The sequence below is a fragment of the Campylobacter lari subsp. concheus genome (assembly GCF_008245025.1).
In the GTDB taxonomy this organism is placed as follows: domain Bacteria; phylum Campylobacterota; class Campylobacteria; order Campylobacterales; family Campylobacteraceae; genus Campylobacter_D; species Campylobacter_D concheus.
Genome location: NZ_CP043426.1, coordinates 30,204 through 43,853, shown reverse-complemented (window position 1 = coordinate 43,853; position 13,650 = coordinate 30,204). Strand labels below are relative to the sequence as shown.

Annotated in this window: 18 protein-coding genes and 1 tRNA gene; 8 read left to right on the top strand and 11 right to left on the bottom strand. The window is 29.3% G+C overall.

Going from position 1 to position 13,650, the window contains the following annotated elements; genetic code table 11:
- Window positions 1–136: 136 nt before the first annotated feature.
- Window positions 137–211: transfer RNA gene (locus CLCT_RS00230), tRNA-Glu, on the bottom strand.
- 123 nt (window positions 212–334) lie between these two features.
- On the opposite strand from CLCT_RS00230, the gene CLCT_RS00225 reads away from it, so the two are divergent.
- On the top strand, window positions 335–892 hold the full coding sequence (locus CLCT_RS00225) for a manganese efflux pump MntP (protein WP_039667821.1): 558 nt from the start codon (window positions 335–337) through the stop codon (window positions 890–892).
- On the opposite strand, the gene CLCT_RS00220 is transcribed toward CLCT_RS00225, so the two are convergent.
- Window positions 889–1,647 (bottom strand): exodeoxyribonuclease III, encoded by a 759-nt coding sequence (locus tag CLCT_RS00220; protein ID WP_149061922.1) that lies wholly within the window; start codon window positions 1,645–1,647, stop codon window positions 889–891. The genes CLCT_RS00225 and CLCT_RS00220 overlap by 4 nt on opposite strands.
- A 98-nt stretch (window positions 1,648–1,745) precedes the next feature.
- On the opposite strand from CLCT_RS00220, the gene CLCT_RS00215 reads away from it, so the two are divergent.
- The 4 genes from CLCT_RS00215 to pyrC are packed head-to-tail and all read left to right on the top strand — an operon-like array spanning window position 1,746 to window position 4,865.
- Window positions 1,746–3,278, top strand: a complete 1,533-nt coding sequence (locus CLCT_RS00215) for a phosphoethanolamine transferase (protein ID WP_149061921.1) — start codon at window positions 1,746–1,748, stop codon at window positions 3,276–3,278.
- Window positions 3,278–3,649, top strand: a complete 372-nt coding sequence (locus CLCT_RS00210; RefSeq protein WP_087699066.1) for a diacylglycerol kinase — start codon at window positions 3,278–3,280, stop codon at window positions 3,647–3,649. Before CLCT_RS00215 ends, CLCT_RS00210 begins: the two co-directional genes overlap by 1 nt.
- Window positions 3,634–3,864: a helix-turn-helix domain-containing protein gene (locus CLCT_RS00205; RefSeq protein ID WP_012660796.1), complete on the top strand. Its 231-nt coding sequence runs from the start codon at window positions 3,634–3,636 to the stop codon at window positions 3,862–3,864. The genes CLCT_RS00210 and CLCT_RS00205 overlap by 16 nt, the downstream gene beginning before the upstream one ends.
- Window positions 3,865–3,872: 8 nt before the next feature.
- Window positions 3,873–4,865, top strand: a complete 993-nt coding sequence (gene pyrC, locus CLCT_RS00200; protein WP_149061920.1) for a dihydroorotase — start codon at window positions 3,873–3,875, stop codon at window positions 4,863–4,865.
- Between the two features lie 9 nt (window positions 4,866–4,874).
- Here the strand turns inward: pyrC and CLCT_RS00195 are convergent, their stop codons facing one another.
- Window positions 4,875–5,573: a class I SAM-dependent methyltransferase gene (locus tag CLCT_RS00195; protein ID WP_149061919.1), complete on the bottom strand. Its 699-nt coding sequence runs from the start codon at window positions 5,571–5,573 to the stop codon at window positions 4,875–4,877.
- Window positions 5,570–5,920: a Fur family transcriptional regulator gene (locus CLCT_RS00190; protein ID WP_039667815.1), complete on the bottom strand. Its 351-nt coding sequence runs from the start codon at window positions 5,918–5,920 to the stop codon at window positions 5,570–5,572. Before CLCT_RS00190 ends, CLCT_RS00195 begins: the two co-directional genes overlap by 4 nt.
- Window positions 5,921–6,037: 117 nt before the next feature.
- On the opposite strand from CLCT_RS00190, the gene CLCT_RS00185 reads away from it, so the two are divergent.
- Genes CLCT_RS00185 through CLCT_RS00175 form a run of 3 tightly spaced genes read left to right on the top strand, consistent with a single transcriptional unit; the run spans window position 6,038 to window position 8,419 of the window.
- Window positions 6,038–6,871 carry a metal ABC transporter solute-binding protein, Zn/Mn family gene (locus CLCT_RS00185; RefSeq protein ID WP_149061918.1) on the top strand — a complete coding sequence of 278 codons (834 nt, stop codon included), beginning with the start codon at window positions 6,038–6,040 and terminating at the stop codon, window positions 6,869–6,871.
- A complete protein-coding gene (locus tag CLCT_RS00180) occupies window positions 6,868–7,617 on the top strand; it encodes a metal ABC transporter ATP-binding protein (protein ID WP_039667813.1) in 750 nt (249 codons plus the stop codon). Before CLCT_RS00185 ends, CLCT_RS00180 begins: the two co-directional genes overlap by 4 nt.
- Window positions 7,610–8,419 (top strand): metal ABC transporter permease, encoded by an 810-nt coding sequence (locus CLCT_RS00175; RefSeq protein WP_149061917.1) that lies wholly within the window; start codon window positions 7,610–7,612, stop codon window positions 8,417–8,419. Before CLCT_RS00180 ends, CLCT_RS00175 begins: the two co-directional genes overlap by 8 nt.
- Before the next feature lie 9 nt (window positions 8,420–8,428).
- On the opposite strand, the gene CLCT_RS00170 is transcribed toward CLCT_RS00175, so the two are convergent.
- The 7 genes from CLCT_RS00170 to CLCT_RS00140 all read right to left on the bottom strand — a co-directional run bounded on the left by CLCT_RS00170 (window position 8,429) and on the right by CLCT_RS00140 (window position 13,642).
- On the bottom strand, window positions 8,429–9,337 hold the full coding sequence (locus CLCT_RS00170) for a DNA ligase (protein WP_249040753.1): 909 nt from the start codon (window positions 9,335–9,337) through the stop codon (window positions 8,429–8,431).
- Complete coding sequence (rplT, locus tag CLCT_RS00165; protein ID WP_039617097.1) at window positions 9,315–9,668, bottom strand: 50S ribosomal protein L20; 354 nt, start codon at window positions 9,666–9,668, stop codon at window positions 9,315–9,317. The genes CLCT_RS00170 and rplT overlap by 23 nt, the downstream gene beginning before the upstream one ends.
- A gap of 98 nt (window positions 9,669–9,766) precedes the next feature.
- Window positions 9,767–9,958, bottom strand: coding sequence for a 50S ribosomal protein L35 (gene rpmI, locus CLCT_RS00160; protein WP_039617094.1), 192 nt, complete (start codon window positions 9,956–9,958; stop codon window positions 9,767–9,769).
- A gap of 76 nt (window positions 9,959–10,034) precedes the next feature.
- Window positions 10,035–11,159 carry a DNA adenine methylase gene (locus tag CLCT_RS00155; protein ID WP_149061915.1) on the bottom strand — a complete coding sequence of 375 codons (1,125 nt, stop codon included), beginning with the start codon at window positions 11,157–11,159 and terminating at the stop codon, window positions 10,035–10,037.
- On the bottom strand, window positions 11,126–12,478 hold the full coding sequence (locus tag CLCT_RS00150) for a flagellar assembly protein A (RefSeq protein WP_170230426.1): 1,353 nt from the start codon (window positions 12,476–12,478) through the stop codon (window positions 11,126–11,128). Before CLCT_RS00150 ends, CLCT_RS00155 begins: the two co-directional genes overlap by 34 nt.
- Window positions 12,463–12,969: a hypothetical protein gene (locus CLCT_RS00145; RefSeq protein WP_149061913.1), complete on the bottom strand. Its 507-nt coding sequence runs from the start codon at window positions 12,967–12,969 to the stop codon at window positions 12,463–12,465. The genes CLCT_RS00150 and CLCT_RS00145 overlap by 16 nt, the downstream gene beginning before the upstream one ends.
- Entirely contained in the window at window positions 12,962–13,642 is a 681-nt protein-coding gene (locus tag CLCT_RS00140) for a bacteriohemerythrin (RefSeq protein ID WP_039667809.1), read from the bottom strand. The genes CLCT_RS00145 and CLCT_RS00140 overlap by 8 nt, the downstream gene beginning before the upstream one ends.
- Window positions 13,643–13,650: the final 8 nt, after the last annotated feature.

Below are 13,650 nucleotides of genomic sequence, written 5' to 3'. Positions count from 1 at the left end.
AATAAAATATTTAGAATATTAATAATAATTAATTTAAAATTAATTTAATATAAACATATGTTTACAAAATAATAAATAATTATAAATAAATAGATGAATTTTGATAAAAAATAATACTGTGAAGAAAAATATAGAGTGGTGACCCATACGAGACTCGAACTCGTGTTACCGCCGTGAAAGGGCGATGTCCTAACCGCTAGACGAATGGGCCAATTTGTAGTTTTTATTTTGTATGAAATAGAAATTATATCTATGTTTTACTTAATAAATAATTAATTTGTTATTTTATATAAAAATATATAATTTCACTCTATTTAAGTATTCAAGGAAAAAAATGAATATTTTAAGCTTAATTGTTTTGTCTTTTGCTTTGGCAGCAGATGCTTTTGCGGTTTCACTATGCAAAGGCTTTAGTGTTAAAAAATTGAAATTAAGACATTATTTAATGGTTGGATTATATTTTGGTGGTTTTCAAGCTTTAATGCCGGCTATTGGATATATTTTAGGTTCTTCTTTTGGTTCTTTTGTAGAAAAAATTGATCATTGGATTGCTTTTATTCTTCTTAGTATTATAGGTGGTAAAATGATACAGGAATCTTTCAAAAAGGATAGTTGTAAAGAAAATTCAAATTTATTTGACTTCAAAACCATGATAGCTCTTGCTATTGCTACTAGTATCGATGCGCTTGCTGTTGGGGTAAGTTTTGCCTTTTTAAAAGTGGATTTATTTATAGCATTGTTATGTATAGGTGCAATCACTTTCATAATGTGCATTCTAGCTTTAAAAATCGGTAGCAAATTCGGCACCTATCTCAAAAGTAAAGCCGAATTTCTAGGTGGTACGATTTTAATTTTACTAGCGGTTAAAATTTTATTTGAACATTTATCTTAGATATCTATTTCTATTCCTACAGGAGCATGATCTGAACCAAAAACGTCATCTCTTATGAAAGCATTTTTGAGCTTATCTTTTAAGCCATTAGAAATGAAAAAATAATCAATCCTCCAGCCTACATTTCTTTCTCTTGCCTTCATTCTATAGCTCCACCACGAATACTTTTCTTTAACATCGCCATTTACATGTCTAAAAGTATCAATAAAGCCTAATTTTAGCAAATCATCTATCCAAGCACGCTCAATCGGTAAAAAACCTGAAGTTTTTTCATTGGCTTTTGGGTGGGTTAAATCTATCTCACGGTGAGCAGTATTTACATCTCCGCAGATAATGATTTCTTTACCTTCTTTTAAAAGCTTATCTAAATACACTAAAAAATCATTATAAAATTTCATTTTAAAGTTTAAACGCTCTTCATCTTTTTGACCATTTGGAAAATAGATATTAAACAAAACTACATTTTTAAAGCTATGCTCTAAAACCCTACCCTCATCATCATCAAAAAATTCACACTTTTTGACTTCGCTATCAAAATTACACAAACTCATAACACCAGAATACCCTGCTCTTTTAGCACTATTTGAATACATATGCTTAAAAGGATATTCATAAATTCTTTTAGGAAATTTATCCTCATGTGCTTTGATTTCTTGAAAACCTATAAAATCAATTTCTTCTTTTTCAATCCAATCAAGCGCGTTTTTATCACAAATCGCCCTTAGTCCATTTACATTCCATGATAATAATTTCATAAAATACCTTTACTAATCTTCTTTTGTTGCTATTTTATATGCGATTTATTAATTTTATTCAAATAGACTAAGTTTTTATTTTATTCCAAAGGAAAAAAATGCACCTAAAACTTTCATGGACAAAATTTACCCTGCTTAATGCAGTTTTTATCATAGTATTTAACTTCCCGTTGTTTGAGTTTGTATATGAAAAGATAGATCAAAATACTATGCTTTTTAGTGTATTTTTTGGAATTTATTTTTTCTTGGTTTTGAGTATCTTATCTTTGATATATTTTCCCTATATTACCAAAATTTTAAGCATATTTTTACTTAGTATTTGCGCCATTTGTAGTTATTTTATTAGTAATTATGGGGTTTTAATCGATGATCATATGATACAAAATGTTGTTGAAACAGATAATAGGGAATTTTTTTCTTATTTTAATTTTTCTTTTGCTTTGTATATTTTAGCTTTTGTGATTTTTCCTAGTTTGCTTGTGATTTTTACTAAGATTGATTATCAAAAATATTTTTTCAAAAAAAGCGTATTGTTTTTGACTTCTTTGGTATTTTGCTTTGCTTTAGTAGCTCTTAGCTCAAAAACACTTTTGCCTTTTTTAAGATCACACAATATCGTTAGAATGTATAATCTACCCTTTTACCCAATATACTCAAGCATAGAATTTACAAAGAAAAAACTAGCAGGTAAAAAAGAACTAACTATCATTTCAGATGATGCAAGCTTAAAAGATACTAATACAACTAAACTTATGATTTTAGTCATAGGTGAAACTGCCAGAGCAAGTAATTATTCTTTAGGCGCTTATAAAACCAACGATACGAATTTTTATACCAAAAATGAACCAAATTTAGTGTATTTTAGTGATGTAAGCTCTTGTGGTACTGCTACTGCAAGAAGTTTGCCTTGTATGTTTTCAAGACATAAAAGAGCGAACTTTGAAAACGAATTGTATGAAGAAAATGTTTTAGATATCTTACAAAAGGTTGGAGTACAAAGTATTTGGTTTGGTAATAACTCGGGAGGTTGTAAAGGAAATTGCGATCGTATAAAACACAAACTCATTGCAAAAGACTATGATGAAAGCTTACTTGAACTTGTAAGGCAAGAACTTGAAAATATAAATTCAAACAAAATCATCGTTGTGCATTTGCAAGGCTCACATGGCCCAACTTACTACAAACGCTATCCAAATGCATTTAAAAAATTTATGCCAACATGTGATACAAACGAGCTAAATACCTGCTCCCACAAACAAATCATAAACACCTATGATAATACTTTACTTTATACAGACTTTATTATAAAAAGCCTTATAAATATGCTTAAGCAAAATCCTACTAAAGAAGCTTCTTTGCTTTATTTATCAGATCATGGAGAAAGCTTGGGTGAAAATGGAATTTATCTTCATGGTATGCCTTATTTAATAGCACCAAAAGATCAAAAGCATATACCGATGATATTTTGGAGTAAAGATAGTAAATTAAGTCAAGATTTACAAAGCAAAAAAAATTATAAACTTTCTCAAGATAATCTTTTTTCAAGCTTACTAGGGTATTTTGGAGTAAATAGCAAAGAATATGAAGCAAATTATGATATATTTAGCAAAAATTTAAAGGAAAATCCTTAATGAAGCCAAAATATTCTTTATTTAAAAATGCAAGCTATGCCTTTAGCGGAATTAAATTTTTACTCCAAGATGAAATGGCTTTTAGGATAGAATTTGCCATTATTTTACCTTTGATTTTTGCAAGCTTATTTTTACCTGTGAGTTTTTTAGAGCATTTTGTGCTTGTATTTGTTTTGGTACTAATTTTGATCGTAGAAGCACTAAATTCTGCCATAGAAGCTTGTGTGGATCTTTGCACGAGCGAATTTCACATCTTAGCTAAAAAGGCAAAAGATTGTGCGAGTGCTGGGGTGTTTTTTAGTGTGGTTTTAGCTATAATTACTTGGAGTTTTATTCTTTTTGATTTGGTTAGAGAATGGATGATAAAGTAAAAACACTATGTATAAAAATCTTTGGTAAAAAACGCTTTGAAATTTTAGAATTTTTAGCCCTTCATGCTAATGAAGATGGCTTTGTCTTTGCAAACATAGAAGAGCTTTCTAAAAAATTAAACATCAGTAAACCAACCATCATTTCTACTTTTAAATTTTTAGAAGAAAAAGCTTTGCTTGAAAAGCTCAAAAACGGCTTATATAAACTCAAATAGGAGATAAAATGACATTTAAAAACCCTTTGGATATGCATCTACATTTACGCGATGAAAGCATGCTTGAACTTGTAGCCCCATTTAGCGCAAAAGACTTTAAAGCAGGGGTTATCATGCCAAATTTAATCACCCCGCTTACCGAAACAAACGCATTAAAAGCTTATAAAGAACGCATTTTAAAAGCATGTAAAAATGAAGATTTTACGCCTTTAATGACTTTATTTTTTAAAGATTACGATGAGAAATTTTTAGAAAAAGCTAAAGATGAGCTTTTTGCTATCAAGCTTTATCCTGCAGGTATCACTACCAACTCAGATAATGGAATTTCGAGCTTTGATATAGAAAAGTTAAAACCTACACTAAATGCTATGAGTGAGCTAAACCTGCCTTTACTTGTGCATGGCGAAACAAATGATTTTGTAATGGATAGAGAAGCAAATTTTGCTAAAATCTATGAAAAATTAGCTAAAAACTTTCCAAAATTAAAAATTATAATGGAGCATATTACCACTAAGGTTTTGTGTGATTTGCTAAAAGATTATGAAAATTTATACGCAACTATCACTTTACACCATTTAATGATAACACTTGATGATGTAGTGGGTGGTAAGATGGATCCGCATTTGTTTTGCAAACCTATTGCAAAACGCTATGAAGACAAAGACGCTTTATGTGAGCTTGCCTTTAGTGGTTATGAAAAAGCTATGTTTGGAAGCGATAGCGCACCTCATCCATTACACACTAAAGAATGCTGTGGTTGCGCAGCTGGGGTATTTAGCGCACCGGTGATTTTACCTGTATTAGCTGAACTTTTTGAAAAACATTCAAATGAAGCAAATTTGCAAAAATTTATTTCAGATAATGCTTGTAAAATCCATAATCTTGAATTTGAAAAAGATAAAATCATCGCTTTAGAAAAACAAGAATGGCAAGTACCGCAAAAATACGGCGATGTGGTACCATTTATGGCAGGAAAAACTTTAAATTTCAAGATTATTTAGTCTTGAAATTTAATCAATAACCAAAAGTTTTATCTTAGCCTCTATAATCTCTTCTATCTCATCTTTTACAAAGCTTTCTAACTCTTGTTTGTTTACATTAAGGCCATTCATACTCAAATGCCATAAAGCATTTTCCATAGCACTATCTTTATCTCTTTTTACCACTCTAGTTTCGTTAAAAATTTCAACCTCATAAGGGATATTTTGTGCATTTAAAAAACCTTGCAAGTCCTCTTCGTAAAAGCCTTTAAAATGCGTGTTAAAATGCTCAAATATAGGATCTAAAAAGCTACTTTTACGCCTACTTGCCCAGCCTAAATACACTTTTTTAGAAGCTAAGTTTAAAAAAGCTTTATAGTCTTTTTCATTTTGTAAAGCAGGAGACATACTCAAAAAGGCTAAGTCAAATTTTATATTATTGTTTTTATAAAAATTTTCAAAGTCTAAATTTAAAGTTTTTATATTTGATATGGCATGAGTTTTTGCATCTTCTTGTAAAATTTCAAGCATAGCGCTAGAGCTATCTACACCCAAAACACTTTTTGCTTTTTGTGCTAAATGCAAAGTCCAAACACCGCTCCCACAGCCTATATCTACCACACTTTTACCTTGTAAGGATCCAAGTTTTGCAAAAGTAGCTTTTTGAATTTCGTTTAAATTAGGATTATACCTTGCATAGCTTTTTGCTTTTTTATTCCATAAATTCATTGCGCATCCTCACATTTTTCACATATACCTTTTACAACCACACTCTTTATCACACCCTTTATTTTTGGCATTTTTATATCACTAATAACATGACAAACATCACACACAAAGTATGCTTTAGCATGATCTGCCAACTCATAAAAGCTTTTGCGATTTAACTCGCTTTTATTTACAATGCCTTTTTTTTCAAAAAGCTCCATATTTCTATAAAAACTAGTTTTATTCGCTTTAATGTTAAATTGATCATAGCTTAATGGGGTTTTGGCAAGAGATAAAATTTGCAATATCTCTACACGCAAAGTCGTCATAGCTATATCATGTTTTTTTAATAATTCTAGTACATCCATATTTTTACCTTTAAAAAAGGTATTTTAACACAAAAAAGTTTTATAGTTGCAACTTTATACTTAAGTTGCAACTAAGTTGCATTATGTATAATGCCATTTCAAAAAAAAGGAAACACAATGATACGATTTATTTTGCTATGCTTTTTAAGTGTTTTTACCTACGCTAAACCTATTATAAGCGTGAGTATCCCGCCACAAGCTTTTTTTGTAGAAAAAATAGCGCAAGATAGTGTTGTTGTAAATACACTCATACCACCGAATGCAGATGAACACAATTTTGAATTTAAACCAAGTGGTATTTTGAAACTTGAAAAAAGTGATATTTACTTCACAGCCAATTTAGAATTTGAAAAAATTTGGATTTTAAAACTTAAAGATAATCTTAAAAATACCAAAATCATCTCTACTCAAAATGGTATTGATTTTTTACCTTTGCAAGAGCATGCGCATGAAGGACATCATCATGGAGATGACCCTCACACATGGCTTGATCCGCTTTTAGCAAAAACTCATGCTAAAAATATCACTCTAGCACTTATAGAACAATACCCACAAAATAAAGCATTTTATGAGCAAAATTTAGAAAATTTCTTAAAAGAAATGGATGCATTAAATTTACAAATACAAGATTTATTTAAAAATGTAAAAAACAAGCACTTTTTAGTCTATCATCCATCTTGGGGGTATTTTGCAAAAAGATATCATCTAAGCCAAATTCCTGTAGAAATAGAAGGAAAAGAACCTAAACCAAAAGACTTAGCCAAGCTTTCAAAACTCATACAAAAAGAGCAAATAAAAGCTATTTTTGTACCAAAGGGAGCTAATAACAATACTATTAAAGCTATGGCGAGTAATTATAATCTTAAAATCATAGAACTTGATCATTTGCCAAATGATTATAAAAATGAGCTTTTAAAAGATGCAAAAAATATAGCAAGCGTTTTACAATGATAAAAATCAATATTAAAAATTTAAACTTTTCATATAATCAAGATGAGGTTTTAAAAAATATCAACCTAAACTATGAAAGTAAAGACTTTTTAGCCATAGTAGGGCCAAATGGCGGGGGCAAATCTACACTTTTAAAACTCATACTAGGCTTACTAAATAGTCATAAAAATATAAACTTTGAAAACTTGAGTTTAAAAGATATAGGTTATGTCCCACAAAATACTTTAGCTAATCCAAACTTTCCAGTGCGCGTGCTAGAAGTGGTGATGATGGGAAGGGTGGATAAAAAATTCTTTGGTTTTTATACCAAAAAAGATCAAGAGCAAGCTTTACTAGCCTTAGAAAAAGTAGGTATGAGAAATTTTTGGGATAAAAAAATCAACGAATTAAGCGGAGGTCAAAGACAAAGAGTTTACATCGCAAGAGCCCTAGCAAGTGAATGCAAGCTTTTAATCCTTGATGAGCCTACTGCAAGTATAGATACTAAAGGCTCGGTGCAGATTTTTGAACTTTTGAAAAAATTACACGAAAATGGTGTTGGCGTGATAGTAATATGCCATGATTTAAATGTGAGCTTAGCTTATGCAAATAAAATCGCATATTTAAACAAAGAATTATTCTTGCATGAAAACACCCCTGAAAAAAAAGCGCATTTACTAGCACATTTAAGCCAAAATCACACGCATTTTTGTGATGTGGAGCTTAGCCTGGAGCAGTGTTGCTGTGAAGGAAAAAACCATGCTTGAACTTTTATCTAGCTCTTTTACACAAAATGCTTTTTTGGCTGCATTTTTAACTAGTATTGCTTGTGGGATTATGGGGACCTTGATCATGATCAACCGCTTAAGCTCTATGGCAGGAGGCATTACGCACGGGGCTTTTGGGGGCATAGGTATAGCATTTTATTTTGGTTTGCCAGTACTTGTTAGCACAAGTTTGTTTACTCTTTTTTTAGCCTTGCTTGTAGCGTTTTTAGTACAAAAATATCCTTTTAGAAGCGATAATATAGTCGGGGTTATATGGGCTTTTGGAATGGCTGTTGGTATCATACTCATAGACCTAACCCCTGGGTATAATAATGATTTAATGGGGTATTTATTTGGTAGTATTTTGTCTGTACCTACGCAAGATATAGTTTTATTTGCAGTGATTGATGTGATTTTTATCATTTTAGTATCGCTTTTTTATCGTCAATTTGAAATTCTAAGCTTTGATAAAGAATTTGCGAGTTTAAGAGGGGTTAAAACCAATCTTTTTCATTATCTTTTAATCGCAATGATGGCTTTTTGTATCGTGATCAGCATCAAGATAGTAGGACTTGTGCTAGTAATAGCCTTGCTTAGCATACCTGCATTTATCGCTGAGAGCTTTTCTAAAAAGCTTGGGCAAATGATGATCATCTCTACGCTTTTGAGCATAAGTTTTTGCATGATAGGGCTTTTTGTAAGTTTTTATTATAATCTTGCAAGTGGAGCTTGTATCATAGCTAGTGCTTGCATGGGTTTTGTGCTTTACCTTTGCTTTAGCGCTTTTTTAAAGAAAAGTTAAAATTTATTTTTATCTTAAAATGCTATTTTCACGCACTCTTAAAAAACTAGCAAATTTTGGCTTGCCATTTTTGGTTAAGCCATTGTATTTAAAAGTGATGATAGCACCAACTGGAGGAGGGTTTAAACGATCGCTTTCTTTAAAACCTGAACCTATTTTAAAACTCACTTTTTTATCCTCAATCACTGCTTCACAAAGTAAAGATCCCATTTTACCTTCAAATTTTCCTTTGCCTTCAAAATGTTTTTTTACAACACATTCTGTATCATCAAAAGGTTTTAGTTTGTAAGCATTGTTTGATCTTTTCTTTTCATAAGGCGCGTTGTTTAATCTTATGATCACACCCTCACCTTTATGCGAAATGATATCTTGGTAAAACTGTTCTAAATGATTTTTATCTTTAATATGAGTTTGTGGTATGATTTTTATAAAATCATTTGGATTTTTAGCTAAATACTTTTTTAAAACTTCTAATCTTGCTTCTAAGGTACAAGGATTAAGTTTAAATTCCTCACAAGCATTTGGCACATCAAAGACATTGTAACTTACTTTTTGCCAAAGTTTTTCATCAGGATTTTCTTGGCGTATTAAAGATGAAATTTCTTCAAAAGAAGCTCTTTTTATCCAAAGTTCTCCATCTAGCTCAAATTTAGGAAAGTTTTTTGTGAAAAATAAAGGAAGTTTTATAGCATTTCCCGCTCTTGTTTGCATAGACTTGCCACTCCAAAGCCCTCTTACGCCATCGAGCTTTTCACTCATGAGATAATGGCTTAAATTTACATCTTTAAATGCTTTTTCATCATAAACTTTAAAAAGTAAAATATCTTTAGCAAAAAGAGGATTTAAAAAGAGAGTAAAGAGAAAAACAAGGCTTATAAAAAGCCTTGTAGTAAGATTAAAGTGCTTTTTTAGCAGCATCTGCGATTTTAGCAAAAGCAGCTGCATCATTCATCGCTAAATCAGCTAAGATTTTTCTATCAAGCTCAATACCTGCTTTTTTAAGACCATTTATAAATCTTGAATAACTAATATCATTTAGTCTACAAGCTGCATTGATACGTACTATCCAAAGACGACGGAAATCACGTTTTTTGCGACGTCTATCACGATACGCATAAACCAAACTTCTTTCTAATTGTTCTTTAGCTTTTCTAAAGTGTTTGCGGCGACCACTATAAAAACCACGCGCAAGTTTTAAAACTTTTTTATGTCTGCGGCGTCTTACAACACCAGTTTTTACTCTTGCCATATTTATCCTTTCACAAATTGGCGTTCGTTAAACGAATCTTGCCCTTTAAAATAAGGGGAGTTTAAATGACTTTTGTCAAAAACTAAATTTAAGCGAGCTTAAATTCCTAACATTTTTTCAACCGCTTTAACATTGGTTGAGTGAACATACTTAGAAGTGCGAAGATCACGCATTCTTTTAGCAGGTTTTTTAGTCAAAATGTGGCTTCTATAAGCAGCACCTCTTTTGATTTTATTTTTACCTACTTTGAAGCGTTTAACAGCACTTTTAACGCTTTTCATTTTTGGCATGTGTATCCTTTGGATCAATTTTTTCATAAAAGAAAGCTATCATTTTACTACAACTATGCTTTAGAAAAATTAAATTCTAATTCTTCTTTTTTAACACATAAAGTTGTTCTTGTATGTGCATAGAACGTTTAGAGAGGTTTCTGCTGGCTCTAAAAGCATTATACTTTTGCTCAAGTACAAAGCATTCCCCAAGACTTTGGAGTCTTTTTGTGAAATTTTCTTTTTTTACAAAACCTTCACAATTATAAGAAAGCAATACAATCTTAGCTTTTAAATCATTTATCAAATCAAATAAAGTATCTTCGGCCTTTTTTTCTTTGTTAAAAGCACTGCGGTTCCAGTCTTTTGGTATACCAGAAACCTTTGAAATTTCCTTTGGTTTATTATAATTAGCGATTAAATTTAACATAAAATAATTTGATCCATAAGGATGCTGATTATAAGGTGGATCTAAATACGCCACATCAAAGCTATCAAGCTCTTTAGCTAAAATATTTGCATCTTTTTGAAAAACCTCATACTCGCAAATAAAATTTGAAAAAATAGGCATTTTTAAAGTTATATCACCTTTTATTCGAGTAAGTGCATTTGCCCCATTTCCTCCAAATTTACCAATGCCATTTTTATCTTTATAAAAGCCCTTAAAAACCCCACTTGTGTTTGCATGCACACTTGCTTCATAGATAAGTGGTGCGATAAAGTATTTTTGTATATTGCTTGGCAGACTTGAAATTTTTTCCCGCATAGAGTCTAAATACATCGCATTTTTAAGCGTGTAAAAAACTCTTTCATTCTTTTGAATATACTCATCATCATTTGGCGCATAAAGCTCACTTATAAAGCCTTTTTTGAGTTTTAAATCGGAAGTTAAAAAAACATAATATTTTTTTAATTCTTGTAAAAGCTGCTCGTTTTGATTACTCAAATAGCATTCATTGATGATTTTAGAATAATCTTCTAAATCATTTGCCATAATAAAACTTGCATAAGGTCTCACAAAACGCGAAACTACACCAGAGCCACTAAACACATCACAAAAGCTAAATTTGTCTTTTTTGAGCTCATTTTGCGCAAATTTAAAGCCTTGATTTAAAAATTCAAGCAAGGATCTTTTATTGCCAAGATAGGTAATAATTTGTTCTTTTAAAAAAAATGGATTTTCTTTTTTTAAAAATAATCTTTTTTGCTTATATTGATCCAAGATATTTCTTCTCTATTAAATTTTTCTTCTTTTTCCAAAGCAATATCTAGTTTATTTTGCATGAAAAATACTTTATTTTTATCATTTTTTTGCAAAATATATCTTATATCGATTTTGTTTGGTTTGTGAATAAAATTAATTAAATTATCTTCTCCATAATTATATTCTACAGCAATTTTTGCATAAAATGCTGTTTCATAAATTCTATTTAAAAAAATATTTACCGCATATGCTAGTTTTAATGCGTTTTGATAGCAACCTAAAACTTTTTTATACTCATCTAATTTTTCATTATATTGTTTAACAAAATCTAAATTTTCATCTATTTTATCGTATGTATAAATTTTATTTTGTCTTTCATAAACATAATTTTTTATTTTTCTTATTTGATAAGAAAAATAATCTAGTTTCTTTTTAATATCTTTAGATAAATTTTCATAATATTCAACTATAGATTCTTCATCATCAATGAAACGCTGTGAATTAACTTCAAAAGTATTTGTATGACCTGTAATTTTTTCTATTACAAGATAAGATTTTGGATAAACACAACAATAATTAACACAATTTTCAATATAAATAAAATTAGCTTTAATTGTTCCACCTAAAGCATATTTAACAAAAACAATTTCTGCGTTAATTTCTCCATTTTCTAAATTATCAACAAATGCAATTTTAGCTTGTAATTTTCCTTTATGAGTATTAATATATGCAATTTCAGCACTAATTGTTGATTTTGAATGTGTTTTTCCTTGAATATATATTTTTTCTGCCTTTATATTGGCTCTATCAATATTACCTTTGATATATGCATTAACCACATCTACATCTACACCCGATTGAATACTATCTTGTAAGTAATCACTATTTTGTATAAAAATACTTAATTTTTCATCATCATTGCCTAAGCTAACATCTTGAACTTTTTTTACATCTAAAGTTTCTAGATAAATATTGTCATCAATAAAATATTTCCCATCTTTTTTTCTTAAAAATCCATTTTTGGCTGCAAAATATTTTATACGATCTATCTGATCTTCTTTTTTTATAGTGTTGTCAATATAAATATTATTTGTAGAATTTATTTTTATGTTTTTTGGAGTTATAACTCGACCTTTTAAGTCTTTACCAAATTTTGCTTCAATAGGTTTTATGTATTCGAATAATAATTCCCCTTTTTTAATTACAAAATTAGCATTTTGACTTAAATTAAAACTATCGGAAAAAAATTTACTCTTATCTGAAACTTCTATATGACAGATATATTTTTCTTCTATAATATCAAGCGGCTCTACACCCCTACCTATATCAAAAACCAAGGCAATATAGTTTTTTTTTTAAGGTTTTCTATGAAATTTTCAACCTCATCTAGGATATATACATTTGTTCTAATTCCTATAAAAATTTTGTTTTGTATCATTTTTTTGTAAAGACTCATCAATAGATCATCTTTTAAATTTTCATAATAATGCAGGATATTGTTGGTTTTCAAAATTGCTGTAATTTTGGTAGAATTTTTATAAGTTTTTAATTCAAAGTCAATTGTATTATTTTCTTCTTCTTTCTTGAAAATTTCTATAGTATACACTTGACGTATAGAGTACAAATTCATATAAAATTTATCATCATAAAATTCTTCCATTTCACCAATACAATAATGGTCTAAATCTTTTTGATTTGGAGAATTACGCGTATATGTATTAATATCTAAAATTCTAAAATCATATAAAGGATATTTAGCTAAAAATTCACAAGGTTTGTCTGTTTGTATAATTTGTGAATTTTTATATTTTCTGAAAAAATTAAACATTCCTATCTCCCATCACAAACTCTTTTAATCTTGACATCTCTTCTTTATTATCAATATCCATATCAAAAAAAACTATAGGATCGCCGCATTTTTGACATGTTACCACAAGATTATTTTGAATAATTTCTTTATGAAATGTTTCACAAATTTTATGTGTAGATTTTTCTAGACACGAACATATATACATAAAATCTTTTTCGGAATTAATACCATTAAACACTTCAATAATTTTTTCATAATCTTCGATGTTAAATTGAAATTCATTAAGATCAAAACAATAATTATTAAATCTTAAAATTAATGAATCTTCATATACTATATGCATTAAAAAAGTTTTTTTTAAACATCCCAATAATTCATTATAGACAAATTCTTTGTTATTGAGATTACTTATTATAAATTTAAATTCCTCTATTAATTTGTTATGTGCTCTTTTATGCGATTCTAACAAAGGATATCTAATACTAGCCATATATGCTTCTTCTTGTTTGCAATGATTTGTAATATAATCCAATAATCTATTTGATATTAATTTCAACAACACAACATCATACTGACCTTCATTAATCATATTTTCAAGATCAAGATAAAATAGAAAAAATCTTTTGTGATCTTCATCTAATTTGCTGTGTTTAATACTATATATTTTACTCCAAAAAAGGGCATTTTTCATAAATTTAT